Genomic DNA, 26,562 nt, shown 5'->3' with positions numbered 1-26,562 from the left:
TCGTGGGCGCGGCACAAGGGACACAGGGCAGCCAGCCAGTGTCTCATGATTTTGGCTGTGCGGGCGAATTGCCTTTTATTTTTTGGGGGCACGCCGGGGGGCAAGGCGGAATGGACGCCTTTAATGGATACATGCATGACAAAGGCTGAGCACGACGGGCACGCATGGGGGCGCCCCGGCGATAGCCATCTTCACTCCGCGATTATCGCGGCCTGCAGTGATCCGATCTACTTCTGCACGCCCGACTTTGTCATCTGCGAGGCGAACGAGGCCTACGCGCAGATCACGGGCGTCCGGCGCAAGGACGTGATCGGACGCACGGTCGGCGATGTGGTTGGCGCCGCTGTTTATGTGGACCGCGAGGAGCACCTGAAACGCGCCCTGTCGGGCGAGATGGGGACTTTTCAGGGCTGGATCTCCACCTCCTACCTCGGCCAGCGTTTCTACGATGTGAAGTACCAGCCGGTCTTCGACCGGGCGGGCGATCTGCTCGGCATTGCCACCTTCGGCCGCGACATTACCGATCTCAAGGAGGCCGACGACGCGCTGCGGCTCTACGGTTCGATCATCATGCAGATGTCCGACCGCATCTCCGTCGTCGACCGGAACTATCGGTTTCTCCACACCAACGAGAGCAACGCGCGTTGGTACGGGTGCACGGTCGAGGAGATCGTCGGCCGGCCGGTGGTCGATTTTGTCGGCCCCGAACGTCTCGAGCACGAGGTCCGACCGTCGCTTGAGCATTGTTTCTCTGGCCAGACCTACGAGTATGTCCTCCCCCAGACAGCGCCGGACGGTCGCGAGGTGGTGTTCTCGGTGCGGGCCGAGCCTTTCCGGGGTGCCGAGGGGGAGGTCCTGGCTGCCATTACGACCATGCGCGACGTGACCGAGACGTACCGGCTTTCGGCCGGGCTCGAGCGCCTCGCTCTCATTGACGACCTGACGGGCATATCCAACCGTCGCGCCTTCGAGGACTGGATCCGCGAGCGCATTGAGGCGCACGATATCTCGACCGGCTTTGCCGTCGCCTTCCTCGACCTCGATGGCTTCAAGCTGGTCAACGACACGATCGGCCATGGTGGCGGGGACCGCTTCCTTGCAGAGATCGCCTGCCGGCTCGCCGGTTTCGCGGGAAAGACGGTGCATGTTGCGCGCATCGGTGGCGATGAATTCGGCCTGGTCGTCGATACGGATGATGCGGTGGCGATGCGGGTCCTGTGCGAGCGGGTTCTTGCAAGCCTCAACAGCTATCATTTCTCCTGGGAAGGCATGACGTTTCGCGGTGGCGTCAGCATCGGCTTTGCCATCATCGAGACCAATTGCGAGCGCGGCGGCGGGCTCGACGTGAGCCGTGTCCTGCAATGGGCGGATCATGCCTGCATGGATGCGAAGGCGGCCGGTGGGCGTCAGGTGGTGGAGCATGACGGTTGCGACACGCTCGCCGCCGCCCAGCGTGCCGAACTCCGGCATCTCGCGGTGATCGGCGATGCCCTGGAACGCCAGACTTTCCAGCTGGAGCGCATGGCGATCGTCGATATCGAGAGCAACGCGCCGCGGTTTCACGAGGTGTTGCTGCGCGTCGCCCTGCCGGACGGCTCGTTGCACGGGCCGACCATGATCCAGGCAACGGCGGCGCGGCACGGGCTTCTGCGCGAGGTTGATGCCTGGGCCGCGAACCAGGTGCTCGATCGCCTGGGCGCCGGCGGCGACGGCCTGCCGGTGTCGCTCAACCTCTCCGCCGAGGTCCTGTGCCACGATGAGTTCGCCCGCGCGCTGCAGACCCGTCTCGAGGCCACCCCCGACCTCGCCCTGCTCCTGATGCTCGAGATCTCGGAAACCCAGGTCGCCCGGCTCGACGCCGCCGCATGGATCCTGTTGAAACGCCTGCGCCGCCTGGGTGTCAGGGTCGCGCTTGACAATTTCGGCGGCGGGTTCGGGGCGATCACGCAGATCCGCGACGGGATGTTCGATATGGTCAAGATCGACCGGATGCTTGTCGCCGATCTGGCCGACGAGCCGGTGAAGCGCGCCGCCGTGATCGGCGCCGTCGCCCTGGCCAATGCGCTGGGCCTGCCGACGGTGGCGGAATATGTCGACGGCCCGGCGCTTGTACCGGTGCTGCGCGATCTCGGCGTGCGCTTTGTCCAGGGGCATGGCATCGCCCGTCCCGTGCCCTGGCCGGCCATCGGCTAGGGCGCGTCGCAAAAGCCGGCGTCCTCGGGAAAGCGCGCCCGCGCCCGCGCGGCGATGGCCGCCGCCCGCGGTGCGTCGCCGCCAGCGCGCGCCGCCGCCAGCGCCTGATGCCAGAACGTCTTGCGCCAGCGCTTGGGCTGGGCGGCAAGCGACGGGTCCGCCTCGTTCAGAGCGATCGCCGTCTCGAGCAGCGCCAGCGCCGCGTTCGGGCTGCCCTCGCGCAGGAATGCCTGCGCGGCGAGCAGCGCGTGACCGGGGTTGCCGGTCGTGTCCAGCTCTTCGGCAAGCGCCGCGCCCGACAGGCCGTCACCATCGGCGAAACGCTCTCCCGCCACGCCGAAAGCAGACGCAAGGCCATGCGCGGCCTCAGGTGCGATCAGCCCCCGCTCGGCGCAAAGTCCGCCAAGGTCCCGGTCGAAGCGGACGATCAGCTTGCGGATGATGTTGAGCGTGTAGAGATGGTCGTGGCTGGCGTGCGGGGAGCGCAAGGCGAGGAGCCGCAGGTGCTCGGGACGCGGCTGTGCGGCCAGCCGTGCAAAGCCTGCCGCATCGACCGGATCGTGCAGCCCGAAGACCAGCGTCAGCGGATGCGGCGTCGTCGGTGCCAGGAGCGCGCCCGCGAGGTCCGGCTCGCCCTGTTGTCCGCGCACGCGGGAGAGCGCGCTCTGGCTGCCCGGCACGCCGAGCTCAAGCTCGGGTCCGAAGGCGAATGCCGGCCCGTCGCCACGGCGCAGCGCCGTCAGCAGGGCGCCATAGGCTCCCTTGGAGGCGCCGTAATGGATGATCCTCCCCGGCCGTGCCGCCACGATGGCCGCATCGATGGCGGCGTCGCTCGCCGCCTCGCAGCCGAGATACCAGCTCTCGTCCGGGCCGTTGAGAAAGAGGCAGGCATGGCGGGTCTTGGCGAACAGCCGCTCAAGCCCGAACCGGCCCTGGGGAACCCGCGCCTGGGACTGGACGACGACGAGCGTGTCGCTGCCCCGGCCCGGCCGGTAGCGCCAGGTAAGCCCGGTGCCGGCATCATGGCCGTCCAGCGTCGCGTCTTGTGCCGCCATGCGTTCCCGTTTCAGATCTGCGGGCCGATCCAGAACGGCCCCGGCGTTGCCTTCCGCGGCCGTCGCGCCTCGGCGATATGCGCCGTTTCCGGGTCGAGCGCGGCGAAGGCCTCATATTGCGTCAGGAACACGGATCCGGTGAGATGGGCAAGGAATTCCGTGCCCTTCAGCCTGTCGGCCACCGGTCCCTTGACCTCGGAAAGGTGGAAGGTGACGCCGCCGTCGCCAAGCCTGCGGTTGATTTCCTCCAGGCTTTCCAGCGCCGAGGCGTCGATCTCGTTCACCGCCGTGCACACGAGCACCATGTGCTCGATTGCCGGGCGCTCGGCGACAAGCTCCAGCAGCCGGTCTTCCAGATAGCGGCTGTTGGCGAAGAACAGGCTCTCGTCGACGCGCACCGACAGCACCTTGTCGCCGGTGATCACGTCGTGCCGGTTGATGTTGCGGAAGTGCTCCGTGCCGGGAACGATGCCGACGACGGCCATGTGTGGGCGGGCGCTGCGGTAGAGATGCAGCGCCAGCGATACGCCGACGCCGGCGAGGACGCCTGGCTCGACGCCGAAGCCGAGCGTGACAAGGATGGTGCCGGCCATTGCCGCGAAGTCGCTCTTCGAATAGGCCCAGACCCGGGTCAGCGCCTTGAGATCGACGAGCGAGAGCACCGCGACGATGATCGTGGCGGCAAGCGTTGCCTGCGGCAGGTCGGCGATGAGCGGGGTCAGGAACAAGGTGGCCAGTGCGATGCCGATGGCGGTATAGGCACCGGCCGCCGGCGTCTCGGCGCCCGCGTCGAAATTGACCACCGAGCGGGCGAAGCCGCCGGTCACCGGATAGCCGCCGGAGATGGAGGAGGCGATATTGGCCGCGCCGAGGCCGATCAGCTCCTGGTCCGGCGCGATCCGCTGGCGTTTCTTGGCGGCCAGCGTCTGGGCGACGGAGACCGATTCAACGAAGCCGATCACCGAGATCAGCAGCGCCGGCACCAGCAGGTCGCGCAGCAGCGCCGGGTCGAAGCTCGGCAGCGTCGGCGTCGGCAGGCCGGAGGGAATGTGGCCGACGAGCTTCACGCCCTTGTCGCCGAGGGCGAACTGATGGGCGGCGAGCGTCGTCAGCGCGACCGCCGCCACGGGTCCGGCCTTGACCAGGATGTCGGCGGCGCGCGGCCCGAGGCCGGCCCGGCGCAGCAGCGGTTTTGCCCTGGCGCGCATGAAGAACAGGAAGGCGGTCGCCGGCACGCCGACGGCCATCGCATAGACGTTTGCCGTGCCGATCCGCTCGACGAGGCTGGCCAGGATCTCGATCAGCGTGTGACCCGAGGCGGAGACGCCGAGGATGTGCTTGAGCTGGCTGGCCGCGATCAGCAGGCCGCTTGCGGTGATGAAGCCCGAGACCACCGGATGACTGAGGAGATTGGCGAGAAAGCCGAGCCGGAACAGGCCCATGGCGATCAGGATCAGGCCGGAGAGGAAGGCGAGGAGGATCGCCGCGCCCAGATATTCGGGTGTCCCCTGCGTCGCCAGCTCGCCGACGGCGGAGGCGGTCATCAGCGAGACGACGGCGACGGGCCCGACCGCGAGCGCCCGGCTGGTGCCGAACAGCGCATAGGCGACCAGCGGCAGGATCGAGGCATAGAGGCCGATCTCCGGCGGCAGGCCGGCGAGCAGCGCATAGGCAAGCGACTGCGGGATCAGCATGATTGTCACGATCACCGCCGCGATCAGGTCGTCGGTCGCCTGCGCGCGGTTGTAGCGCCGTCCCCAGTCGAGGATGGGCAGATAGGTGGAGAGCGTCTTCATCTTGCGGGTTCCGGGGCTTGGCGGTCGGCACGGCGGTGCCGGCCCCGGGCGCGTGGTGTGGGCGTCCGGGGGCGGTGTCGTCTGGTGTTGTCGAATGCGGCCCGTTGCGCGGCCGTCAGCCGGCTTCGGAAAGCCGGCGCAGGGTCGGCGTGAGGCCGGAAAGATCGTAGCCGGCGGCGCTGGCGAGGCTGGCGAGTTCGCCGGCGTCGCGTTGGCGCGCCTGCGACAGCGCCCAAAGGTTGATCGAGCGCGTGCCCGTCCGGCAGAAGGCGAAGACCGGGCCGTCGGCCTCGTCCATCGCCGCGCGGAAGCCCTCGATCAGCTCCGGCCCGATGCCGTCGCGCCCGACCGGCAGTTCCAGGTAGGCGAGGCCGGCGGCTTCCGCCTGTGCGCGGATCTCGGCCCCGGCCGGCTGGTCGGGAGCCTCGCCTTCCGGGCGGTTGTTGATGATCGTGACAAAGCCGGCGTCGCGGATCGCGACGACATCGGCGGGGTCGATCTGGTGGGCGACGGTGATCGTGTCGTCGACCTTGGCGCTCAGCATTGGCATGTCCTTAAAGGGTATTGATCGGCACTTTGAGGAACGTCGTGCCGCTTTCGTCCTTCGGCGGCAACTGTCCGGCGCGCATGTTGACCTGTATGGAGGGAATGATCAATTTCGGCATGTCGAGGGTCGCGTCGCGCGCGGTGCGCATGGCCACGAACTCCTCCTCCGTGATGCCGTCACGGGCATGGATGTTGTGCATCCGCTCTTCCGCCACGGTCGTTTCCCAGCGGATATCGCGCCCGTTCGGGCCGTAGTCGTGGCACATGAACAGGCGGAAGGCGGCGGGCAGCGACAGCACCTTGCGGATCGAGCGGTAGAGCTCACCCGCGTCGCCGCCGGGGAAGTCGGCGCGCGCCGTGCCGCCGTCCGGCATGAACAGCGTGTCGCCGACAAAGGCCGCGTCGCCCATCACATGGGTCATGCACGCCGGCGTGTGGCCGGGCGTGTGCATGGCGAAACAGCTCATCGCGCCCACCGTATAGGTGTCGCCATCGGCGAACAGGCGGTCGAACTGCGAGCCGTCGCGCTGGAACTCGGTGCCTTCGTTGAAGATCTTGCCGAACGTGTCCTGCACGATGCGGATGTTCTCACCGATGCCGATCTTGCCGCCGATCTTGTCCTGGATATAGGGAGCGGCCGACAGGTGGTCGGCATGCACGTGGGTTTCGATCAGCCATTCGGGCTTGAGCCCGTTGGCGCGGACGAAGTCGATGATCCGGTCGGCGGATTCAAAGGAGATGCGGCCGGCCGCATAGTCGATGTCCATCACGCTGTCGACGATGGCGCAGGCGTTCGAGCCCGGATCCTTGACCACATAGGAGATGGTGTTCGTCTGCGGGTCGAAGAAGGACGTCACCTGCGGCTTCACGGAGCCGTCGACGGGAAGGGCCTTGCTGTCGGTCATGAAAAAGCTCCTTTGCGGATGGGGCGGCGGACCGGCGGGTGCCGCCGGTCGGAACTGTAAGGGGACCGGTTTGCGCCGGTCAGGCGGCTGTCGCCTGCGTGCGCCGGGCGCGGGCCTGCTGGACTAGACGTGTCGCAAGCATACCTGCAATCAGCGCGCCGACGAAGATCACCGGTTCGCTCCGGCCGAGGCCGAGGGCCGGCACGGCGCCGCCCGGGCAGAAACCGGCCATGCCCCAGCCGATGCCGAAGATCGCCGCCCCGGCGACGAGCCGACCGTCGACGGACTTGATCGCCGGCAGCGAGAAGGCATCGGCCAGCAGCGGGTGGTCCGCCTGGAAGGCGAGCCGGTAGCCGATGGCGGTGACGATCAGGGCCGCGCCCATCACGAAGGCGAGGCTCGGGTCCCAGCCGCCGCTGCCGATGGCGGCAATGTCGAAGAAATTGAGAACCTTGGCCGGATTGGCCATGCCGGCGACGAGAATGCCCGTGCCGAACAGCAGGCCGATGACGAAGGCGGAGACGATGCGGGTCATGGCGTCAGGCTCCGATCAGGTGGCGAAGGACGAAGACGGTCGCGGCCGTCGTCGCCATGAAGGTGAGGGTCGCGACGATGGAGCGGGTCGAAAGCCGCGCCATGCCGCAGACGCCGTGGCCGGAAGTGCAGCCGCTGGCGAGCGAAACGCCGATGCCGACGATAACGCCGCCGATCACAAGCAGCGCCGGCGAGGAGGGCACCTCGATCTGAGGCGTCCAGCCGGTGAGGAACAGCAGAGCGGTCGGCGCGGCAATCATGCCGAGCAGGAAGGCTGCCCGCCAGCCGCGTTCGCCGGCGGCGGCGGTGGGGGGCAACAGGCCGCCGATCATGCCGCTGATGCCGGCGATGCGGCCGTTGAGCACCATCAGCAGAACGGCGGCAAGGCCGATCAGCGCGCCACCAAGGGCGGAAAGTATGGGTGTGAATTCGGTCATGCGTGATCCGGAGTCGAGGGGCTGGCCAGTGCGTGGTGCGGATTGCCAGCTTGTGTGAATTTCCTGATTGCGAATATATTATGCTTTGCTAAATTAGCAAGTATGAATATTCAAGATCTGGAACACAATGCCGACCGGGCAGCCTCGCTGCTGACCTCGATGGCCAATGCCCGGCGCCTGATGGTGCTGTGCCATCTGCTTGAGGGGCCGCGCAAGGTCGGGGATCTGGCCGCCGCCGTCGGCCTCAGCCAATCGGCGTTGTCCCAGCATCTGGCGCGCATGCGCGCGCAGGGGCTGGTCGAGGCGCGCCGAGCCGGTCAGGCGGTCTTCTACAGCCTTGCCGGCGATGAGGTGAAGGCGGTGCTCGCCGCGCTCTACGGCATCTATTGCACGCCGGAAGGCGCCTCTGCCCCGGAGTCCGTGCCCGTCCCTGCTGGGTTGTCGGAGACCTGACCGGCAGCTGTCGCCGGCGTCTGCGGCGCCATCGTCTCCCGTGCCATGACCCCGCTGGCGATGCCGAGAGCCACTTCCGATCCGTCCGCGCGGGTGCGCCGCGTCACCCCCGGCAGCAGCAGAACCGGGTTCTCCCAGGTGTTGGGCAGGTCGCGGTCCTTGCGCGGCGCCGACAGTTCGTTGAGCGGACGCAGGATGCGTTCGTGAATGAGCGAGCCGACATGGATCGGCACGCTGCCGCCCGCCTCGGTGTCGAGGTCGAAGCGCGTCGGCCACAGCCGCAGCACCCACCGCCCGCCCGATGAGGGGTCCTCCCCGGTGGCGCTCGGCGCGATATTCGCGTCCTGACGCACCAGCACCAGTTCCGCGCCGCGTCCGTTCTGGATGCGCGGCAGCGCCGGCAGGTCTTCCGGCAGCGTCTGGCCTGCCAGGAAGCCGGCGAATGTGGCGACGGACCATTGCGGCGCGCGCACGTAGCCATGCGGCTTCAGCGCCTCGGCGAGAGCCGCCGGGTCGCCCGCCCATTGCACGACGAGGGGCTCCTCCTGCTCGCCGTTGAGTTCGATCCGGTGCCCGGGCAGGGTCTTCCATCCGCCGGACAGCCATTCGTCCCGGGTCATTGCCACGATCGGCGACACCGGGCGGTAGAGCTCGACCGCATTGTTGAAGTTGCGCATGACATGCGCCCCGCCGACGCCGGCAAGCGTCACGGTGACCAGCGCCGCCAGCGCCCAGCGGCCGACCTTCTCGTTGTGCACGGAGCCGAAGACGAAGGCGAAGGCAGCCACCATCGCCGTGCCGAAGGCGAGCCCGCCGGCGACGTCGCTGGCCCAGTGGGCGCCAAGATAGACGCGCGAGAAGCCGATGGCGCCGATCAGCGAGACGGCGACGGAGAAGACCCCGGCCTTGGTCAGCGGCGAGCGGTCATGGGCGACGAGCACGGCGATCAGCCCGTAGAGCACGGTGTTGATCGTCGCGTGGCCGCTCGGAAAGGAGAAGGCGTCGGCGCCGGAATAGATGTCGATCGGCCGTTCGCGGTTCATCAGCAGCTTGAACAGGGGCACGAAGACCGCGGTGCTGGCGATGGCGATGAGGAAGCCTGTCGCCCTGCGCCAGGCGCGGCGGACGAACAGATAGGCGACGGCGACGATGGCGACGATCGAGGTGACGAGGCCGTCGCCGAGCATGGTGATCGACACCATGATCTGGTCGCCGACCGGCGTGCGCAGGTCCTGGAACAGGTTGCGGATCGCCGTGTCGGCCCGCTGCAGCCCGGCGTCCGGCGAGATCGCGGCGGCCAGGGCCACGAACAGCGGCACGGTGACGAGCAGCAGCAGGGCCGAGACCAGCATCCCGGCCGAGCGCGGATGCGCCGGGTCGAACATCCGCGCCAGCCAGCGCGCCACCCGGTTTTGCCGCGCCGCCAGCCAGGCGACGAAGCGCACGCGGCTGCCGGCATAGAGCGGCAGCACGATCAGGATCAGCCAGCGCGCCAGCATCACCGCCAGGAACAGCAGCACCAGGAAGACGCCGAGCATCGTCGCCAGGCGGCCGCTGATCTTGCCGAGCGCGCCGAAGGCGGTGCCGGCGATGACGCCGGGGCCCAGGTGAACGATGGTCCAGGCGATCGCCGAGGTGACATTGATCACCGTGAAGCGGCCGGCCGGCATGCCGACCATGCCGGCGATCCCGGGCACGATCGCCTTCACGCCGGGCACGAAACGGCCGATGAAGACGCTCTTGCCGCCGTGACGGCGGAAATAGGCCTCGCCCCGTTCCACCAGCGTCGTATAGCGTGAGAACGGCCAGACCTTCTTGATCCGGTCCTTGTAGATGTGGCCGATCCAGTAGGATATGGCGTCACCCGCCGTCGCGCCGAGCACGGTCCAGATGAAGATCGGCCAGGGATCGAGCTTGCCGAGGCCCACCAGAGTGCCGGCGCCCACCAGCACCACGGTGGAGGGCACGACCATGCCGATGAGAAACAGCGCTTCTCCCATGGCGATCAGAAAGACGACGGCGTTGGCGAGCGTGGGGTGTTCGCCGATGAGGTTCACGAGCTGATTGAGTAGATCGGTCACGGGTCCATGCTCGAAATCGCTGCGCCGGGTTGGCCTGCCCGTCGGGCCCGCTACATGTACGCGCTGGAGCCCGGATCGCCAATGCTTGACGGTGCGGTTTGTTTCGCGCGAAGCGATTGTGCACGATGGGGAAAACAGCTTGCGCGGCATGAGCCGCCTTGCACTTGCCCGCGCGGCTTGAAAATCTGCCCGCGAAAACCGCATGAGCCGGCGACCCGCCGAGAAAGACCCGAGACCTTGTTCCAGTCCGCGAGCCTGCCTGTCGCCCTGTCGAAATCCGAGTACGAACGGCTCGAGCCGGCCCTTCGCACGGCCTTGCTCGCCGCCCAGCAGCAGGTCGTCGACCGAAAGCCCTTTTCGGTGATGATCCTCATCGCCGGCGTCGACGGCGCGGGCAAGAACGACGCCATCGCGCGGCTGCACGAATGGATGGACGTGCGTTACCTCACCTGCAACGCCTATGAGGAGAAGGAGACGGAAGGCGAGCGCGAGCGTCCGCAGCTCTGGCGCTACTGGCGCGACCTGCCGGCCCGCGGCGAGACCTCCGTCGTCGTCGGCTCCTGGTACAACACGCCGCTGCGCCGCTTCGTTCTCGGCGACCTCGACGAGGACGGATTCGAGCGCGCGCTTGCCCGCATCAACCGTTTCGAGGAGCTCCTCGCCCGCGAGAACGTGCTGGTGCTCAAGTTCTGGTTCTCGCTGCAGCCGAAGGTGCAGAAGGAGCGGCTGAAGGCCTTGAAGAAGAAGGCCCGCGCCCGGCGCATCCTTGCCGAATGGACCGACATCGCCCATGCCTCCGACGCCCAGGACGCCTTCGAGAAGGCGGCGCTGACCACCTCGACCGCCGCCGCGCCCTGGATCGTCATTCCCTCCGGCGACCCGCAGTCGCGCGACATCGCGCTCGGCCGCTGCATCGAGATGGCGATGCGCCGCCGGCTGGCGGCCGCGCCCGCCGATCCGCTGGCGGTGCCGACGGTGGTCGCCCGCGTCAAGCGGATCAGCGCCGTCGACGCCATCGACCTGTCGCAGCGGCTGCCCAAGGCGCGCTATTCGGCCGAGCTCGAGCACTGGCAGGCGGAGCTTGCCCGGCTCGTCGACAAGAAGGCCTTTCGCGACCTCGGCCTCGTCGTCGCCTTCGAGGGCAATGACGCGGCCGGCAAGGGCGGCGCCATCCGCCGGCTGATCCGGCCGCTCGATCCGCGCCGCTATCGGGTGCACCGCATCTCCGCGCCCTCGCGCGAGGAGAAGGCGCATCCCTATCTCTGGCGCTTCTGGACGCGGCTGCCGCGCCAGGGGCATGCGGCGGTCTTCGACCGGTCCTGGTACGGGCGGGTGCTCGTCGAGCGGGTCGAGGGCTTCTGCACGGAAGCCGACTGGATGCGCGCCTACAACGAGATCAACGAGTTCGAGGCGGAGCTGGCCGCCGCCGACACGCTGGTCGTCAAGTTCTGGCTGGCGATCAGCAAGCAGGAACAGCTTGCCCGCTTCAAGGCGCGCGAGGAGACCCCCTACAAGCAGTTCAAGATCACCGATGATGACTGGCGCAACCGGCTCAAGTGGGACGCCTACGCCGAGGCCGCCGGCGACATGATCGACCGCACCTCGACCCCCGATGCGCCCTGGGCGCTGATCGCGGCGGAGGACAAGCGCCATGCCCGCGTCGCCGTCGTGCGCCATCTGGTCGAGCGTCTCAAGGACGCCCTCTAGCGCTCACGCCGCGCTCAGCCTTCCGCCGGCGTTCCAAAGAGGGTGACGGCAGCGGCGGCGAGCGCCATCAGCGCGAAGCCCGCGGCCTTGCCCGTCCTGCCTTGCGCCCGGGCGCCCACCGCCGCGACCATCGCCTGCAGCGCGTAGTAGAGCGCGAAGGCGCGCGAGGCGTAGGAGATGATCTCGAAGACGCCGGAACTCCACGTCAGCAGCAGGCCGATCACGACCAGCAGCACATAGGCGTGGCGCTCAGGAATGCGCCGGCGCGTCTCCTCCTCGACAAGGCCGCCGCAGCCGCTGGTGTCGGCGATGGCGGCGCTGAACTGGGCGCTCAGAGCGGCGACCACCAGCAGGACCGGCAGGACCGGCGCGATCTGGGCCATCATGCCGATGATGGCGGTTTCCGTCAGCTTTCCCGACGGCATGACCAGGTCGTAGGAAACGAGGCCGATATAGGCGAGGTAGATCACCGTTGCGATGATCTGCGCCAGGGCCATCGAGCGGATGCGCGTTCTCGCGTCATAGGTCGCGCCGAGATAGCGCGAGGTCTCGAAGCCCTGCACGGTGACGATGAGGCCGAAGCCGAGGGTCACGGCGCTCCAGCCGGTCACCTTCGCCGGATCGAACTTCAGTCCGCCCGTTGCCGCGGTGTCGCCGAAATGCAGGACGAGGCCGGCCAGCAGCCCGGCGATGACGGCGAGCTTCACGGTCACCGACACCTGCTCCAGTCCCTCCAGCGCCCGAAAGCCCCAGGTCCAGCCGACGACGAGGATGACGCACAGGACCGCGCTCGTCAGAAGCCGCGCGTGCAGGCTTTCGTGCAGCGGCGTCAGGCTGACGCCGAAGGAGCCGAACAGGTTGAGGTAGTAGGTGACGGAAATCACATAGGCGAAGGACAGCGCCCAGGAAGCGGCCATGTCGAGCCGCTCCTCCGTTGCCGTGCGCCTGCCGGCGGTCGTCTCCAGCCGGGTGATGTTGAAACGCACGGCCGACCCGATGAGCCACGCGCCCAGGCACAACAGCGCCATGGCGACCGGCGCATAGGCTCCGTAGGAGGTGCCCAGCACCGGCCCCAGCACCAGGAAGCCGCTGCCGATGATCGACGCCAGCGGCGTCACCGTCGCCCGCCAGAGCGGTAGCCGGGCAAGCGCGGGGCGGGCGAGAAGGGCGGCGCACAGCAGGGTGGCCGCCAGGATGACGATGTCGAGGCGCATTCCCCAATCTTGTCCGCCGCCCTTTCGATCCGGTCAAGCGGAAGCTGCGGCACCGGCCCGATGCGGGTGCGTCACTTCGGCCGCGTGAAGCCTCGGCGGAAGGCGCGCGGCGAGGTGCCGGTCTGCGCCGAGAACTGCCTCGAGAAATAGCCCGGGTCGGCAAACCCCAACCGGTAGGCAATGCCGGCCACATCCTGCTGGGTGTAGGCAAGCAGCCGGCGGGCCTCCAGCATCTGCCGTTCGCGGATCAGTGCCGAGGCGGGCTTTCCCGTCTGTTCGCGGCAGACGCGGCTCAGGTGTGGCGGGCTGACGGACAGCGCGCCGGCGAAGCCGGTCACGGTCATCGGCACGTCCTGCCGCTCCGCGCCCGCGCGTCCCGGCGCGCCGAGGCCGATGCACCGGTCGAGCAGCGCCGCGAAGCGGGCGAAGAGCCGGCCCGCCGCATCGCCTGCCGCCGCCTGTTCTGCCGGCGCGCCGGCGCCTGCCCGCCGGACCAGCCAGATGCAGAGCAACGTGGCGAGCGCCGTCATCGCCTCCGCCCGTCCGGGCGCGGAGGCGGCGTGCTCGCGGTGAAGCGCCTCCAGCATGTCCGGGGCGTCGCCGGTTCCGCCAAGCGCCATCGCCCTGTCGAGCCGCCGGCCGGGATCGAGCCTGGCGCGCAGCGGCTCGAAGACGGTTGCCGGAAGCGTCACGACGCTGCCCTCGGTGTTTTCGCGAAAGCGGAAGCCGTGCACGCTGCCGGCGGGAAGGTTGAGCGCCGTTGCACCGCCGAGCGCGATGTCCTCGTCCTCAAGAAGGAGGGTACCGCCGCCCCGCGCGATCCAGAAGATCTGGTGCAGCGCCGGATGGCGGTGCTGCGCGATGCGCCAGCGATGTGGGCCGCTGCGCGCCGAGATGCGTTCGATATGCAGCGTATCCGGAAAGGCCGGCCCGGCCGGTTCCCCATAAAGTCCGTAGTCCGGCGCGCGCTGTCTTGTTCGATTCATCCATCTATTGGAACGGTATCGGCCTTCCCGGCGCAAGCGCTTGTGCGCATCATCGGCGGAAGAAGTCGGCTAGGCGGCGGGGATGGAACCTTCCGGGGAGGGAAGGCGCCGGCCGGTCAGGGGAGGAAGGCATGGGCGGGATTTCAGCACCCGGCGGCGCGCGCACGCGCACGCAGGTTCTCATCATCGGCGGTGGCCCGTCCGGCCTGCTGCTGTCGCAATTGCTCGATCTCGCCGGCATCGACACGGTGGTGCTCGAGCGCCGGTCGCGCGCCCACGTTCTCTCGCGCATCCGCGCCGGGGTGCTCGAGCAGGGCACCGCCGATCTGCTGCGCCGCGCCGGGGCAGGCGGGCGCATGGACAAGGAGGGTCTTGTTCATGACGGCGTCGAAATCGCCTTTGGCGAGGAGCGCCTGCGCATCGATCTCGCCGGCCTGACCGGCGGCAGCACGGTGATGGTCTACGGGCAGACCGAGGTGACGGCCGATCTTTACGCCGCCCGCGACGCGCGCGCCGGGGTGGTGATCGACCAGGCCGAGGATGTGGCGCTCTTCGGTCTCGAGGGCGAGGCCCCCCATGCGACCTTCCGCCGTGACGGGCTGACACACCGCATCGACTGCGATTTCATCGCCGGTTGCGACGGGTTCCACGGCGTTTCGCGCCGCTCGATTCCGGCGGATCGTCTTGCCGGGTTCGAGCTGGTCTATCCGTTCGGCTGGCTCGGGATGCTTGCCGACGTGCCGCCGGTCTCCGACGAGCTCATCTATGCCAGCGGCCCGCGTGGCTTCGCGCTCTGCTCCATGCGCTCGCCCACCCGCAGCCGCTACTATATCCAGTGCGCCAGCGACGAAGAGGTCTCCAACTGGTCCGACGACCGCTTCTGGGAGGCGCTGGCGGATCACCTGCCGGCGGATGTCGCCGCCGGTCTCGAGACCGGTCCCGCCATCGAGAAGAGCGTCGCGCCGCTGCGCTCCTATGTCTGCGAGACCATGCGTCACGGGCGGTTGTTCCTTGCCGGCGATGCCGCCCACATCGTGCCGCCGACGGGGGCCAAGGGGCTCAACCTCGCCGCCTCCGACATCCATTACCTCTCGCAGGCGCTGATCGACTGGTATGGCCGGGAGGGCCGGGGCGGTGGCGAGGAGGCGGCCCTTGTCGCCTATCCGCAGCGCGCGCTGGCGCGTGTCTGGAAGGCCGAGCGCTTTTCCTGGTGGATGACGACGCTGCTCCACGATCTGCCCGAGCGCGGCGCCTTCGGCCGGCGCCTGCAGCAGGCGGAATTCGACTATCTGAAGGCCTCGCGGGCGGCGCGGGCGGCGCTCGCGGAGAACTACGTCGGCCTGGCCTACTGAAGCGTGGTGAGCGCGGCCGCCATGACCGCGACGAGGCCGATCAGGCTTGGATAGAAGGTCAGCGCGAAGCCGAAGGCGCGGGCCGGAGCACCTTTGGCGTAGCCGCGCCAGAAAGCCGCCCGACCGAGGCAGAACAGCAGCGCCAGCGCGGTGACGACGGGCACGGCGCTTTCCAGCAGCACGGCGAGCGCCAGATGGACCGGCAGTGCCAGCGCCGCCTGCTCCAGCGTGTTCTGCAGGACCGCGCGGCCGCGGCGTACGGCCTCGCTCTCCTGCGCCCCGCTGCTGCCGGCGATGTCGACGGGCGAGAAGAACCGCAGTCGAGCCACATTGGCGATCGCCGCCGCGAGCCAGAAAACGACGAGAAGGTCGACCCGCAGCGTGGCGGCCACGCGCTCCGCCAGCGCCGGCGTGGGGGCCTTCAGGCCAAGGTAGGCCGCCGCCGCGAGGACCAGCAGCGCAAGCCCCGCCGCCCGTGCCATGCCGAAGGCAACGCCGCGTTGTTCGGCGCGAAAGGGATCCTGGGAGGTCATCTCGCCTGTCTCCGTCGTCTCGGGCGCGCGCATCTTCCCGCCATCGGTGCAGCAATGCGTGGAGACATGCCCGTCCCGGGCTTGAGGTTCCCGCTGAATTTGCCGAAACTCGGCGCGGATCGCCGCCGCTGCTGCGCATCCGCGCGTCTGGCACCTGCCTGCGTCGCCATCATCACCATAGCCCAGAGCCCGACCTCATGTCCCTCGACCTTCTCGTCAAGAACGCGACCCTGCCCGACGGGCGCACGCGCATCGACATCGCCTGCCGCGACGGGCGGATCGTTGCCGTCGAGCCGGGCATCGAGGCGGAGGCGGGCCGTGTCGTCGAGGCGGGCGGGCATCTGGTCTCGCCGCCCTTCGTCGACAGCCATTTCCACATGGACGCGACCCTGTCGCTGGGCCTGCCGCGCATGAACGAGAGCGGCACGCTGCTCGAGGGCATCGCGCTGTGGGGCGAGCTGAAGCCGCTCCTGACCGTCGAGGCGGTGGTCGAACGGGCGCTTGCCTATTGCGACCTCGCCGTGTCGCAGGGCCTGCTTGCGATCCGCTCGCATGTGGATGTCTGCGATGACCGGCTGACCGGCGTCGAGGCGCTGCTGGAGGTCAAGCGCAAGGTCGCGCCCTATCTCGACCTGCAGCTTGTCGCCTTCCCCCAGGACGGGCTGTTCCGCTCGCCCACGGCCGAGCGGAACCTGCTGCGCGCACTCGACATGGGCGTCGATGTGGTCGGCGGCATTCCGCATTTCGAACGCACCATGGACGATGGCGCCCGCTCGGTGCGCCGGCTGTGCGAGATCGCGGCGGAACGCGGCCTGATGGTCGACCTGCATTGCGACGAGAGCGACGATCCGATGTCGCGCCACATCGAGACGCTGGCCTACGAGGCGCAACGCCTCGGGCTTCAGGGCCGGGCGACCGGCTCGCATCTCACCTCCATGCACTCCATGGACAATTATTACGTTTCCAAGTTGCTGCCGCTGATCGCCGAGGCCGGCGTTTCGGCCATCGCCAACCCGCTCATCAACATCACCATCCAGGGGCGCCACGACACCTATCCCAAGCGTCGCGGGCAGACGCGGGTGCCGGAGCTGCGCGCCCACGGCGTCACCGTCGCCTTTGGCCACGACTGCGTCATGGATCCCTGGTATTCGATGGGCTCGGGCGACATGCTGGAGGTTGCCTCCATGGGCACCCATGTGGCGCAGATGATGAGCCGCGACGACATGCGCTATGCCTTCGATTGCGTGACCGCCCATCCGGCGCGGATCCTCGGGCTCGAGGGCTACGGGCTCGCGCCGGGCTGCAACGCCGATTTCGTGCTGCTGCAGGCGGCCGACCGGATCGAGGCGATTCGCCTGCGCGCGCGCCGGCTCGCCGTCGTGCGCCGGGGCAGGGTGATCGCCGAAAGCGCGCCGGCGCTCTCGCGCCTGTCGCTGGAGGGGCGCCCCGAGATGATCGACCCGGCCGCCTATGCGCCCGCCGCAGGCCGCGCGCAAGGCTGAACACCCGCCGCGCGGGCGGCAAATGGCACCAAGACGGGCAAGGGAGACGGCATGGCCGAGAATACGGGCGTCGGGGACGGGCGCGAGACCGCGCAAGCGGCCGCCACCGAGGCGCCCTTCGTGCCGCCCTATCCCTTCCGCCCGGCCGGCGCGCCACCTGTGTGGAAGCTTCTCGGCCTAGCCCGGCGCAGCCTTCTCAACATCTGGCCGGCCCCCGCCTTCTCCCGGCCCTGGTTGCGGATCGCCATCCTGCGCAAGCAGATCTTCGTCTGCAACAGCCCGGAGACCGTGCAGGAGGCCTTCGTGCGCAAGCACGCGAACTTCGAGCGCAAGAGCGCGCAGATGCGCCACGCGCTGGAGCCGCTGCTCGGCGACGGCCTGTTCGTCTCCGACGGCGAGACCTGGCGCCGGCGCCGGCAGGTGGTCGCGCCCATCATCCATGCCTCGCGGGTGCGCGACTTCTTCCCCGTGATGGCCGAGACGGTTGCCGAGCGGCGCGCCGCCTGGCGCGCGCTGGGCGCCGGGGCGCAGGTCGACGCGCTTCAGGAGATGGCGCATCTGACGGCGGAGATCATCTGCCGCACCATCTTTGGCAGCGCGCTCGGCCGCGACTACGCCGCCGAGGTGGTCGAGGCCTTCACCGACTACCAGCGCCACATCGACCAGATCGACCTCGCCTCGCTGCTTGGCCTGCCGGACTGGCTGCCGCGCCGGCGCGGCCGCGCCATCCGCCGGGCGGTGGCGCGCATCGACAAGGTGCTGGAAGAAGTCATTTCGCGCTTCGAGGAGCGGCGGCGGGCGGGAGAGACTTCCGTCATCGGCGGCCTGCTCGACGCCCGCGACGAGGACGGCCGCCCGCTCTCGCGCGAGGCGATCCGCAACGAGGCCGCGGTGATCTTCATGGCCGGCCACGAGACGACGGCCAACACGCTGGCCTGGGCCTGGTATCTGCTGTCGCAGGCGCCCGGCGTCCGCGACCGCCTCGAGGCGGAGCTCGACAGCGTGCTCGGCGACCATGATCCGCGGTTCTCCGAGATGTCGGAACTGCCCTTCACCCGCGCCGTTGTCGAGGAAACCCTGCGGCTCTATCCGCCGGTGCCGATCCTCGCCCGCGAGGCGCGCGCCGACGAGACCGTGGGCGGCATCGCCACGCCGAAGGGTTCGCTGGTGATGGTCGTGCCCTGGCTGCTGCACCGCAACCCCGAGCTCTGGCCGCGCGCCGATCATTTCGAGCCGGAGCGCTTCCTTGGTCAGGCGCGCGGCGGCCAGTCGAAATTCGCCTATGTGCCGTTTGCCATCGGCCCGCGCATCTGCGCCGGTCTTGCCTTCGGCATGACCGAGACGATCCTGTCGCTTGCCATGCTCGCCCGCGACTTCCGCCTCGAGCTTGGCGAGGGCGTGTCGGTCGAGCCGGTCTGCCGGCTTACCCTGCGCCCGGGCGAGAGGCTGCCCATGCGGCTGATCCCGCGCGCGGGTCGATGACCCCGCCGCGCCGCCAGCCGGATCTGCCGTTTTCCGAAACCCTGGCGGCGGAACCGGACGGCTATCGAGCGGGCCTGTTCGACCTGCTCAAGGCTGGCGTTTACGCACTGCTTCGTCGGCTTCCCGTCGGCTTCGCTCCGGCCTTCGGCAGTGCGGTGGCGCCGCTGGCGCAATGGCTCAACCGCCGCCGTATCTTCGCCCGCCGCCTCGCCTGGAACCTTGCCTGCCTTCATCCGCAGGCGCCGCTGTCGGACGCGCAGGCGTTGGCCGGCGAGCGCCTGTGGTGGCGTGGGGCAGGGGCAATGCGCGCCGAATACGCGGTTCTGGAGCGTTTTCGTGACGCGGGTCGCGTCACCTGCGAGGGACCGTTGCCACCGTTGGGCCAGGTGATCTTCGTCGCTGTCCATCTCGGGCCGTTCGAACTGGCTTTCGACATGGTCCTCAACGGTCTCGGTCGCTCGGCGGTCGGCACCTGGCAGCCGGAGCCCTCGGTCCTGTCCAACCGCATCGTCTCGCGGCTGCGCGTGCGCTACGGGCTTTTTGCCTTCCCGCCCGGCCAGCGCTCCGCCCGCCACCTGCATCGCTGCGTGGTCGGGCAGGGGTTCGACGCGATTCTTTTTGTCGACGAGGTGCGTGACCGGCAGGTGCATCTGCCCGCCTTCGGACGGCCTCTGCCGGAGCGCGGCAACGCGGTCCTGGCGGTGAAGCTGGCGCTGAGGACGGGGGCGTCGATCGTCCCGGTTCATGTGCTCAGGCAAGGGGGAGGGCGCTATCGCTTCGTCACCGGCGCGCCGCTGTCCTTTGACCGCTCGGGCGGCGGCGGACCGGCGCTGACGGCGGGCGTTGCGGCCATTGACGCGGCCATCGAACCGCTGGTGCGCGCCAATCTGGCGCAATGGTACATGCTGCCCGAGCTGCGCCTTCCCGGCTTCGCGGCCTTTCCTGGCACGCCGGCTCAATAGAGCCAGTGCACCATGAAAAGCGTCAGTCCGGGGAAGACGACGAGCAGCGCCACGCGCAGGATGTCGCTGGCGATGAAGGGCACCACGCCGCGGAACGTCTGCGACAGCGGCACGTCGGGCGCCATCGAGTTGATGACGAAGAGGTTCATGCCCACTGGCGGGGTGATCAGCCCGACCTCGACCACGATCAGCACGATGATGCCGAACCACAGGGCGAAATCCTCCGGCGCGAGGCCGAAGTCGAGCGCCGAGACGATGGGGAAGAAGATCGGGATCGTCAGCAGGATCATGGAGAGCGAATCCATGATGCAGCCGAAGACGAGGTAGCATAGCAGGATCAGCACCAGCACCACCCACGGGTCGAGCCCGAGGCCGACGACATAGGCGGCCGACTGTTGCGGAAGCTGCGAGAACGCCAGGAAGCTGTTGAAGATGTTGGCGCCGAGCACGATGAAGAAGATCATGCCGGTGGCGCTCGCCGTTGCCAGGAAGGCCTCGACAAGGCTGGTCCGCGTCAGCCCGCCGTTGAGCAGCGCGACGATGCCGGTGCCGGCCGCACCCACCGCCGCACCCTCGGTCGGCGTGAAGAAGCCCGAATAGATGCCGCCGATCACGGCGATGAAGATCAGCAGCACCGGCCAAACGGCGACGAGGGCTGCCCCGCGCTCCGCCCAGCCCGCCCGCTCCCGGCTGCCCGCGCTCGCCGGGTTGAACCAGACGTAGAGCGAGACCGTGAGCATGTAGCCGACAGCGGCAAGCAGTCCCGGCACGAAGGCGGCGACGAAGAGCTTGGCAATGTTCTGCTCGGTCAGGATCGCGTAGATGACCAGCACGACCGAGGGCGGGATGAGAATGCCGAGCGTGCCGCCGGCGGCAAGACAGGCGGTGGACAGCGCGCCGGAATAGCCGAAGCGCCGCATCTCCGGCAGCGCCACCTGACCCATGGTCGCGGCCGTGGCCAGGGACGACCCGCAGATCGCGCCGAAGCCGCCGCAGGCCGCCACCGCCGCCATGGCGACGCCGCCGCGACGGTGGCCGACCATGGTCTCCGCCGCCTTGAAAAGCGCGCGGGACATGCCGCCGCGCGTGGCGAACTGGCCCATCAGCAGGAACAACGGCACGATCGACAGCGAGTAGTTCGAGAAGGTGCTGTAGACCTGCGACTTGAGCTGGCCGAGCACTGGCGCGAAGGTTCCGGTGACCAGCGTCGTGCCGGCCACGCCGACGAGGAACATGGCAAGTCCGATGGGCATCCGCAGGAAGATGAGGACGAGCAGTATCGGGAGCGACCAGAGGCCGTATTCAAGCGATGTCACGCGGCATCCTCCCGCAGGTCGCCGGGATCGGCGGGAGGTCGCCCGGCCAGCGCCTCGGCGAGGCTCCGCCAGACGGTGAAGGCGCAGGCGATGACGAAGACGATCGCGCCGATCATCGCCGCCGCATACCCCCACCACAGCGGAAACTGCAGGATGAAGGTGGTTTCGCCATAGGCCTTCTTGTCGAGCAGGCCGAGCCACAGCCGCCAGGCGATCAGGGCGCTGGCGGCGGTCATCAGAACGTTGGCGAGCGTGTCGACGGCGGCGTTGACGCGTGCGCCGAAGCGGGCGAGGAACAGGTCGACCGTGACGTGGCCGCGCTTCATCTGGCACCAGGGCAGGAAGGCGAAGATGGCGAAGGCCGTGCCCGCTTCGACCAGCTCGTAGTCGCCGGGGACGGGCCTCAGCCCGATGCCGATGAGCGCGCGGCCGGTGATCGAGACCATCGTCGTCGCCGTCAGCAGGACAAGCACCGCCCCTCCGGCGATGGCCAGTCCCGCGCAGATGCGCTCAAGCGTCTTCTCGGTTTGCCGCAGCACGGCTCTCCCCCCTCCTTCGCCCGCCCCGCCGCCTTCCGGCGCGGCGAGCGTCCGTCACTTTCCGGCCTGGCTGTCGATCAGCGCCCGGGCGCGCGCGACCAGCGCCGCCCCGTCGAGGCCCCTTGCATCCATCTCGGCGATCCATTCGGCGACCACCGGCTCGGCCGCCGCCTTCCAGCGCGCGGTCTCCGCCTTGTCCAGCGTGACGATGGTGTTGCCAGCGGCGACCGCTTTCTCCTCGCCGATGATGTCGACCTCGTCGTCGGCCCGGCCGAACAGCGCGGCCACCTCCACGCCGGAGTTGTCGTCGATCACCTTCTTCAGGTCGTCCGGCAGGCTGTCGTATCTGGCCTGGTTCATGGCGAAGATGAATGTCGCGGTATAGAGCGCGCGCGGATCGTCGAAGCGCGTGTGCGTGTCGACCAGTTCGGCGAGTTTCAGCGGCACCGTCACTTCCCAGGGTACCACCGCGCCGTCGATCACCCCCTTGGAGAGTGCCTCCGGCACCGCCGGCACCGGCATGCCGATGGCCGTTGCGCCCAGTGTCTCGATCAGCCGGGTGACGATGCGGGTCGGGCCGCGCAGCTTCTTGCCGGTCATGTCCTCGAGCGCGTGGACGCCCTCGCCGCGCACGTGGATCAGGCCGGGCCCGTGAACATGCGCGGCGATCAGCTTGACGCCGGCGAACTCGTCGAGCGCGTTCTCCTCGACGTAAAGCTGGAAGGCGCGCGAGGTGGTTTCCGCGTCCCCGGCCATGAACGGCAGCTCGAAGGCTTCCGTCTTCGGAAAGCGGCCGGGAGTGTAGCCGGGCAGGGTCCAGACGATGTCGACGACGCCGTCGCGAACCTGATCATAGAGCGCCGGAGGCGCGCCGCCGAGCTGCATCGAGGGATAATGCTCGATCTTGATGCGACCGTTCGATTCCGCCTCGACCTTCTCGATCCAGGGGGCGATGGCCCGCGCGGGAACCGCCGCCTGCAGGGGCAGGAACTGATGGATCCTGAGGGTCACGTCCTGCGCCAATGCCGCGCCCGCGAGGCCGAAGGTCCCGGCCGTCATCGTCGCGACAAGGGCCGCCGTTCCCAGCAACCGTCCGATCATTCCGACATCCTCCCGCTCGCGCCGCGCCCGCACCCTTCCTCCACAAGCTTGCGGCCGGCGCAGGGTGTTCCGCGCAATTGGTAATGTAAAATGAGTTTTGTCGCAGTTTGTATAACCTTTCGCGCCAGAGGCTGAAACGCCCCTCTTGCGAAAACGGACAGGGTTCGTGTCAACTGCCGCAAGCGGCGCGCCTCCTGCCCCGCCGTCCCGCGAGAAGGACAGGCCATCGTGACGAAACGTGCGCGCGACATCCTCTTCATCATGTTCGACCAGTTGCGCTTCGACTATCTGTCCTGCGCCGGTCATCCGCGTCTGGAGACACCCAATCTCGACCGGCTGGCGGCGCGCGGCGTGCGGTTCACCAACGCCTATGTGCAGTCGCCGATCTGCGGTGCCTCGCGCATGAGCTTCTACACCGGCCGCTACGTCCAGTCGCATGGCGCGGCCTGGAACAACTACCCGCTCAAGGTCGGCGAGATGACCCTTGGCGACCATCTGCGGGCACGCGGCATGGATGCGGTTCTGATCGGCAAGACGCACATGAAGGTGGATGACGCCGGCCTCGACCGGCTTGGCATCTCGCGCGGGGGCATCATCGGCGCGCGCCTTGCCGAATGCGGCTTCGATGCCGAGGTGCGCGACGACGGGCTCTGGGCGGAAGGCCCGGACGGTCCCTATGATGCAAGGCCCTCGCCCTACAACGCCTTCCTGCGCGCCCGCGGCTATGGTGGCCGCAACCCCTGGCACGACCACGCCAATTCCGCCCTGTCGGACGCGCGCGACGCACAGGGGCGCGGCGACATCGAGAGCGGCTGGCTCATGCGCAACGCGCCGAAGCCGGCCAATGTCGCGGCGAAGGACAGCGAGACAGCCTGGCTCACAGACGAGGCCATCGGCTTTCTCGACAAGCGCGCGCGGCAGCGGCGCGCGGTGCCCTTCCTTTGCCACCTCTCCTACATCAAGCCGCATTGGCCCTATGTGGTGCCGGCGCCCTATCATGCGCTCTACGGGCCCGGCGACGTCGTGCCGGCGCGGCGCGACGAGCGCGAGCGGCGCGATCCGAACCCGGTTTACGCCGCCTTCATGGCCTCGCGCGCTTCGAAGAGCTTTTCGCGCGAGGAGGTCCGGCTCGCCGCCATTCCCGCCTACATGGGCCTGGTGCGCCAATGCGACGACGAGATCGGCCGGCTGCTCGACCACCTTGAAGCGACGGGCCGGTTCGACGACACGATTATCGTCGTCACCTCGGACCATGGCGACTACCTCGGCGATCACTGGATGGGCGAGAAGGATCTCTTCCACGAGCCCTCGGTGAAGGTGCCGCTGATCGTGGTCGATCCGTCCGCGGCCGCCGACGCCACGCGCGGCACCATCTGCGACGCGCTGGTCGAGGCCATCGACCTTGCCCCCACCTTCGTCGAGCTTGCCGAGGAAGGGCGCGGCGCGCCCGATCCCGCCGCCGCCGTTCCCGGTCACATTCTCGAGGGCCGCTCGCTCGTTCCCTTCCTGCGCGACGGCACGGCCTGGGAGGCCCGCCGCCGCGACTGGCGCGACGTCGTCATTAGCGAGTACGACTATTCCTGCACGCCCATGGCCGACCGGCTCGGCGTGTCGGTCGAGGACGCCCGCCTGTTCATGGTCTTCGACGGGCGCTTCAAGCTTGTCCACGCCGAAGGCGGCCTGCCGCCGATGCTCTTCGACCTGCAGAGCGACCCGGATGAATTCTCCGACCTGGGACGCGATCCGGCCTTCGCCGGCGAGGTCGCGCGGCTGACCGACCGGCTCGGCCTCTGGGGGCGGCGGCTCAGCCAGCGCACCACCGTCTCCGATGCCGAGATCCTTGCCCGTCGTTCCGGCGCGGGCGGGCGCACCGGCGTTCTCATCGGCGCCTATGACGAGAGCGATGTCGCGGCCGAGGCGCTTGCCTTCTATCAAGGACGCGTCGACCCGAAGGGCTGAGACAGCCGGCGGGGATAAGTCCGCGCGCCGGGCCGATCCGCCAGCGCGGTGGCGTCCTACGAAAAAGCGCGGCGAAATCGCGTTTCGCCGCGCTTCATTTTCGAAAGTCTGCGCCGAAATTGTCCGAAATGCACAATTATCGGCCGGAAATGCCGTCGCTTCAGCTTGCCGCCGGCTGCTCGGCGAACTTGCGCGCCTGCTCGATCCAGCCGTCACGGGCGATGCGGCCGCGGAAGTCCAGCTTCCCGTCCAGAGCCTCGATCTGCGCTTCGTTCAGCGCCGCGATCTGCCAGAAATGGAAGATGCCGGCGCCGTTGAGCGCGGTCTGCAGCTTGGGCCCGATGCCGGTGATCGCCGTCAGGTCGTCGGCAACGCCGCGCGGCTCGGCAAGCAGGATCTCGCCCAGCGGATCGCGGGTCGCCGCCGGCTTCGCCTTGGTCGGGGCAGGTGCGACGGCGGGGGCGGTATCCCCGGCCTTTTCCGCCTCGGCGACCGGCGTGCGCCTGCTCGGCACCGCCGGCGCCTGCTCAGGCTGGGAGGGATGCGAGCGGATGAAGTCGAGAATGCGCGGGGCGATCTCGGCGCGGAACCGCGAGCCGTTGAAAACGCCGTAGTGCCCGACATTTGGCTGCATGTAGTGGGCCTGCATGTCGGCGGCGAGGCTGGTGCACAGGTCATGCGCCGCCTTGGTCTGGCCGCGCCCGGTGATGTCGTCCTTCTCGCCCTCGACCGTCAGCAGCGCCGTGCGGCGGATCGCGCCGCAATCCACCAGCTCGCCGCGGTGGTGATGCTCGCCCTTGGCCAGGGAATGCTTGATGAACACCGTGTCGACTGTTTGCAGGTAGAACTCCGCCGTCAGATCCATCACCGCAAGATATTCGTCGTAGAAATCGCGATGCTTCTCGGCGCTGTCACCATCTCCGGCCACCAGATGCTGGAAGTAGTCGTTGTGCGCGCTGACATGCCGGTCGAGATTCATGCTCATGAAGCCCGAAAGCTGCAGGAAGCCGGGGTAGACGTCGCGCATGAAGCCCGGCTGCGGGAACGGAACCTTCATGATGACGTTGCGCTCGAACCATTCGATCGGCTTGTGCTCTGCGAGGTCGTTGACCGCCGTCGGATTGATCCGCGTGTCGATCGGCCCGCCCATCAGCGTCAGGCTGGCGGGTGCGCAGGGGTCGCCGTGCTGTTCCATCACCGCCGTCGCGACAAGGGCCGGAACCGAGGGCTGGCAGACCGCGACGACATGCGTGTCCGGTCCAAGATGATGAAGCATCTCAATGAGATAGTCGACGTAGTCGTCGAGGTCGAACTGGCCCTCCGCGAGCGGCACCATGCGCGCGTCGATCCAGTCCGTGATGTAGATGTCGGCCTTCGGGAGAAGTGTCTCGACCGTGCCGCGCAGCAGCGTCGCGTAGTGACCGGACATCGGCGCGACCACCAGGATCGTCGGATCCTTGTGCTTGCGCTGGCCGACCTTGCGGTCGAAATGCAGAAGATTGCAGAACGGCTTGCTCCAGACGACCTCTTCTCGCACCTGCACCTTGACGCCGCCGACCGTCGTCTCGGGCAGCCCGAACTCCGGCTTGCCATAGCGCCGGGTCAGCCTCTCGACCAACTCGCAGCCGGCGGCAACCTGCCGCCCAACTGGCGTATGTGTGAGTGGATTCAATGGGTTCTGGAAGTATAGACGCGTCATGTCAGCGGCCGCCCGGACAGGGCTCATTGCCGCATGATTGAACTCGTAGAATTGATAGAACACTGACCGACCTCGCAGTCCGACGGGCGTCGCGCGACTGGCGGCGTCACCGGCATTTTTCGCATTGCAAAAAGAATATGCGTAAAACACTGCGTCGTTCAACTGTCAGACGACGGCAAGCCTTGCATCCGGCGGGCGGGATGCCCGCCG

Annotated in this window: 22 protein-coding genes; 8 read left to right on the top strand and 14 right to left on the bottom strand. The window is 68.5% G+C overall.

Annotated elements, in window-relative coordinates; all coding sequences use genetic code 11:
* Positions 1-135 precede the first annotated feature (135 nt).
* Positions 136-2,193, top strand: a complete 2,058-nt coding sequence (locus ACN0WF_RS02960; RefSeq protein WP_417771290.1) for an EAL domain-containing protein — start codon at positions 136-138, stop codon at positions 2,191-2,193.
* Here ACN0WF_RS02960 and ACN0WF_RS02955 read toward each other — a convergent pair.
* The 6 genes from ACN0WF_RS02955 to ACN0WF_RS02930 form a co-directional block, all read right to left on the bottom strand.
* Positions 2,190-3,248, bottom strand: coding sequence for a hypothetical protein (locus ACN0WF_RS02955; protein ID WP_417771289.1), 1,059 nt, complete (start codon positions 3,246-3,248; stop codon positions 2,190-2,192). The genes ACN0WF_RS02960 and ACN0WF_RS02955 overlap by 4 nt on opposite strands.
* 11 nt (positions 3,249-3,259) lie before the next feature.
* Entirely contained in the window at positions 3,260-5,044 is a 1,785-nt protein-coding gene (locus tag ACN0WF_RS02950) for a SulP family inorganic anion transporter (protein ID WP_417771288.1), read from the bottom strand.
* Between the two features lie 115 nt (positions 5,045-5,159).
* Positions 5,160-5,588, bottom strand: a complete 429-nt coding sequence (locus ACN0WF_RS02945; RefSeq protein ID WP_417771287.1) for a TIGR01244 family sulfur transferase — start codon at positions 5,586-5,588, stop codon at positions 5,160-5,162.
* A 10-nt stretch (positions 5,589-5,598) separates the two neighbouring features.
* Positions 5,599-6,495: an MBL fold metallo-hydrolase gene (locus tag ACN0WF_RS02940; RefSeq protein WP_417771286.1), complete on the bottom strand. Its 897-nt coding sequence runs from the start codon at positions 6,493-6,495 to the stop codon at positions 5,599-5,601.
* Between the two features lie 79 nt (positions 6,496-6,574).
* Positions 6,575-7,030 (bottom strand): DUF6691 family protein, encoded by a 456-nt coding sequence (locus ACN0WF_RS02935; protein WP_417771285.1) that lies wholly within the window; start codon positions 7,028-7,030, stop codon positions 6,575-6,577.
* 4 nt (positions 7,031-7,034) lie between these two features.
* Positions 7,035-7,466, bottom strand: a complete 432-nt coding sequence (locus ACN0WF_RS02930) for a YeeE/YedE family protein (RefSeq protein WP_417771284.1) — start codon at positions 7,464-7,466, stop codon at positions 7,035-7,037.
* 102 nt (positions 7,467-7,568) lie between these two features.
* Here ACN0WF_RS02930 and ACN0WF_RS02925 point away from each other — a divergent pair, with 102 nt between their 5' ends.
* Positions 7,569-7,919, top strand: coding sequence for an ArsR/SmtB family transcription factor (locus tag ACN0WF_RS02925; protein ID WP_417771283.1), 351 nt, complete (start codon positions 7,569-7,571; stop codon positions 7,917-7,919).
* Here ACN0WF_RS02925 and ACN0WF_RS02920 read toward each other — a convergent pair.
* Positions 7,850-10,000: a VTT domain-containing protein gene (locus ACN0WF_RS02920; protein WP_417771282.1), complete on the bottom strand. Its 2,151-nt coding sequence runs from the start codon at positions 9,998-10,000 to the stop codon at positions 7,850-7,852. The genes ACN0WF_RS02925 and ACN0WF_RS02920 overlap by 70 nt on opposite strands.
* A 237-nt stretch (positions 10,001-10,237) precedes the next feature.
* Here ACN0WF_RS02920 and pap point away from each other — a divergent pair, with 237 nt between their 5' ends.
* On the top strand, positions 10,238-11,707 hold the full coding sequence (pap, locus tag ACN0WF_RS02915; RefSeq protein ID WP_417771281.1) for a polyphosphate:AMP phosphotransferase: 1,470 nt from the start codon (positions 10,238-10,240) through the stop codon (positions 11,705-11,707).
* 14 nt (positions 11,708-11,721) lie between these two features.
* On the opposite strand, the gene ACN0WF_RS02910 is transcribed toward pap, so the two are convergent.
* Both ACN0WF_RS02910 and ACN0WF_RS02905 read right to left on the bottom strand, forming a co-directional pair.
* The gene (locus ACN0WF_RS02910) at positions 11,722-12,921 is read right to left on the bottom strand and encodes a hypothetical protein (protein WP_417771280.1); all 1,200 of its coding nucleotides are present in this window, start codon (positions 12,919-12,921) and stop codon (positions 11,722-11,724) included.
* 71 nt (positions 12,922-12,992) lie between these two features.
* Positions 12,993-13,907, bottom strand: coding sequence for a helix-turn-helix domain-containing protein (locus ACN0WF_RS02905; RefSeq protein ID WP_417771279.1), 915 nt, complete (start codon positions 13,905-13,907; stop codon positions 12,993-12,995).
* A 131-nt stretch (positions 13,908-14,038) separates the two neighbouring features.
* Here ACN0WF_RS02905 and pobA point away from each other — a divergent pair, with 131 nt between their 5' ends.
* Entirely contained in the window at positions 14,039-15,259 is a 1,221-nt protein-coding gene (pobA, locus tag ACN0WF_RS02900; protein ID WP_417771278.1) for a 4-hydroxybenzoate 3-monooxygenase, read from the top strand.
* Here the strand turns inward: pobA and ACN0WF_RS02895 are convergent.
* Complete coding sequence (locus ACN0WF_RS02895; RefSeq protein WP_417771277.1) at positions 15,253-15,792, bottom strand: MAPEG family protein; 540 nt, start codon at positions 15,790-15,792, stop codon at positions 15,253-15,255. The two genes, pobA and ACN0WF_RS02895, sit on opposite strands and share 7 nt — an antisense overlap.
* A gap of 197 nt (positions 15,793-15,989) precedes the next feature.
* On the opposite strand from ACN0WF_RS02895, the gene ACN0WF_RS02890 reads away from it, so the two are divergent.
* Genes ACN0WF_RS02890 through ACN0WF_RS02880 form a run of 3 tightly spaced genes read left to right on the top strand, consistent with a single transcriptional unit; the run spans position 15,990 to position 19,738 of the window.
* Positions 15,990-17,294: an amidohydrolase family protein gene (locus ACN0WF_RS02890; RefSeq protein ID WP_417771276.1), complete on the top strand. Its 1,305-nt coding sequence runs from the start codon at positions 15,990-15,992 to the stop codon at positions 17,292-17,294.
* Between the two features lie 51 nt (positions 17,295-17,345).
* On the top strand, positions 17,346-18,776 hold the full coding sequence (locus tag ACN0WF_RS02885; RefSeq protein ID WP_417771275.1) for a cytochrome P450: 1,431 nt from the start codon (positions 17,346-17,348) through the stop codon (positions 18,774-18,776).
* Positions 18,773-19,738 (top strand): lysophospholipid acyltransferase family protein, encoded by a 966-nt coding sequence (locus ACN0WF_RS02880; RefSeq protein ID WP_417771274.1) that lies wholly within the window; start codon positions 18,773-18,775, stop codon positions 19,736-19,738. Before ACN0WF_RS02885 ends, ACN0WF_RS02880 begins: the two co-directional genes overlap by 4 nt.
* Here the strand turns inward: ACN0WF_RS02880 and ACN0WF_RS02875 are convergent.
* From ACN0WF_RS02875 to ACN0WF_RS02865, 3 genes are read right to left on the bottom strand one after another with little or no spacing between them, the layout of a single operon-like run.
* A complete protein-coding gene (locus ACN0WF_RS02875) occupies positions 19,732-21,054 on the bottom strand; it encodes a TRAP transporter large permease (protein ID WP_417771273.1) in 1,323 nt (440 codons plus the stop codon). The genes ACN0WF_RS02880 and ACN0WF_RS02875 overlap by 7 nt on opposite strands.
* Positions 21,051-21,593 carry a TRAP transporter small permease gene (locus ACN0WF_RS02870; protein WP_417771272.1) on the bottom strand — a complete coding sequence of 181 codons (543 nt, stop codon included), beginning with the start codon at positions 21,591-21,593 and terminating at the stop codon, positions 21,051-21,053. Before ACN0WF_RS02870 ends, ACN0WF_RS02875 begins: the two co-directional genes overlap by 4 nt.
* Positions 21,594-21,647: 54 nt before the next feature.
* Positions 21,648-22,694 (bottom strand): TRAP transporter substrate-binding protein, encoded by a 1,047-nt coding sequence (locus tag ACN0WF_RS02865; RefSeq protein ID WP_417771271.1) that lies wholly within the window; start codon positions 22,692-22,694, stop codon positions 21,648-21,650.
* A gap of 225 nt (positions 22,695-22,919) precedes the next feature.
* On the opposite strand from ACN0WF_RS02865, the gene ACN0WF_RS02860 reads away from it, so the two are divergent.
* Positions 22,920-24,653 (top strand): sulfatase-like hydrolase/transferase, encoded by a 1,734-nt coding sequence (locus ACN0WF_RS02860; protein WP_417771702.1) that lies wholly within the window; start codon positions 22,920-22,922, stop codon positions 24,651-24,653.
* A 160-nt stretch (positions 24,654-24,813) separates the two neighbouring features.
* Here ACN0WF_RS02860 and phaZ read toward each other — a convergent pair whose 3' ends face one another.
* A complete protein-coding gene (gene phaZ / locus ACN0WF_RS02855; protein WP_417771701.1) occupies positions 24,814-26,379 on the bottom strand; it encodes a polyhydroxyalkanoate depolymerase in 1,566 nt (521 codons plus the stop codon).
* Positions 26,380-26,562: the final 183 nt, after the last annotated feature.

It is taken from the genome of Stappia sp. (assembly GCF_048268045.1).
GTDB lineage: Bacteria > Pseudomonadota > Alphaproteobacteria > Rhizobiales > Stappiaceae > Stappia.
The sequence above is the reverse complement of the archived record's forward strand: the minus strand, read 5'-3'. Positions and strand labels throughout refer to the sequence as shown.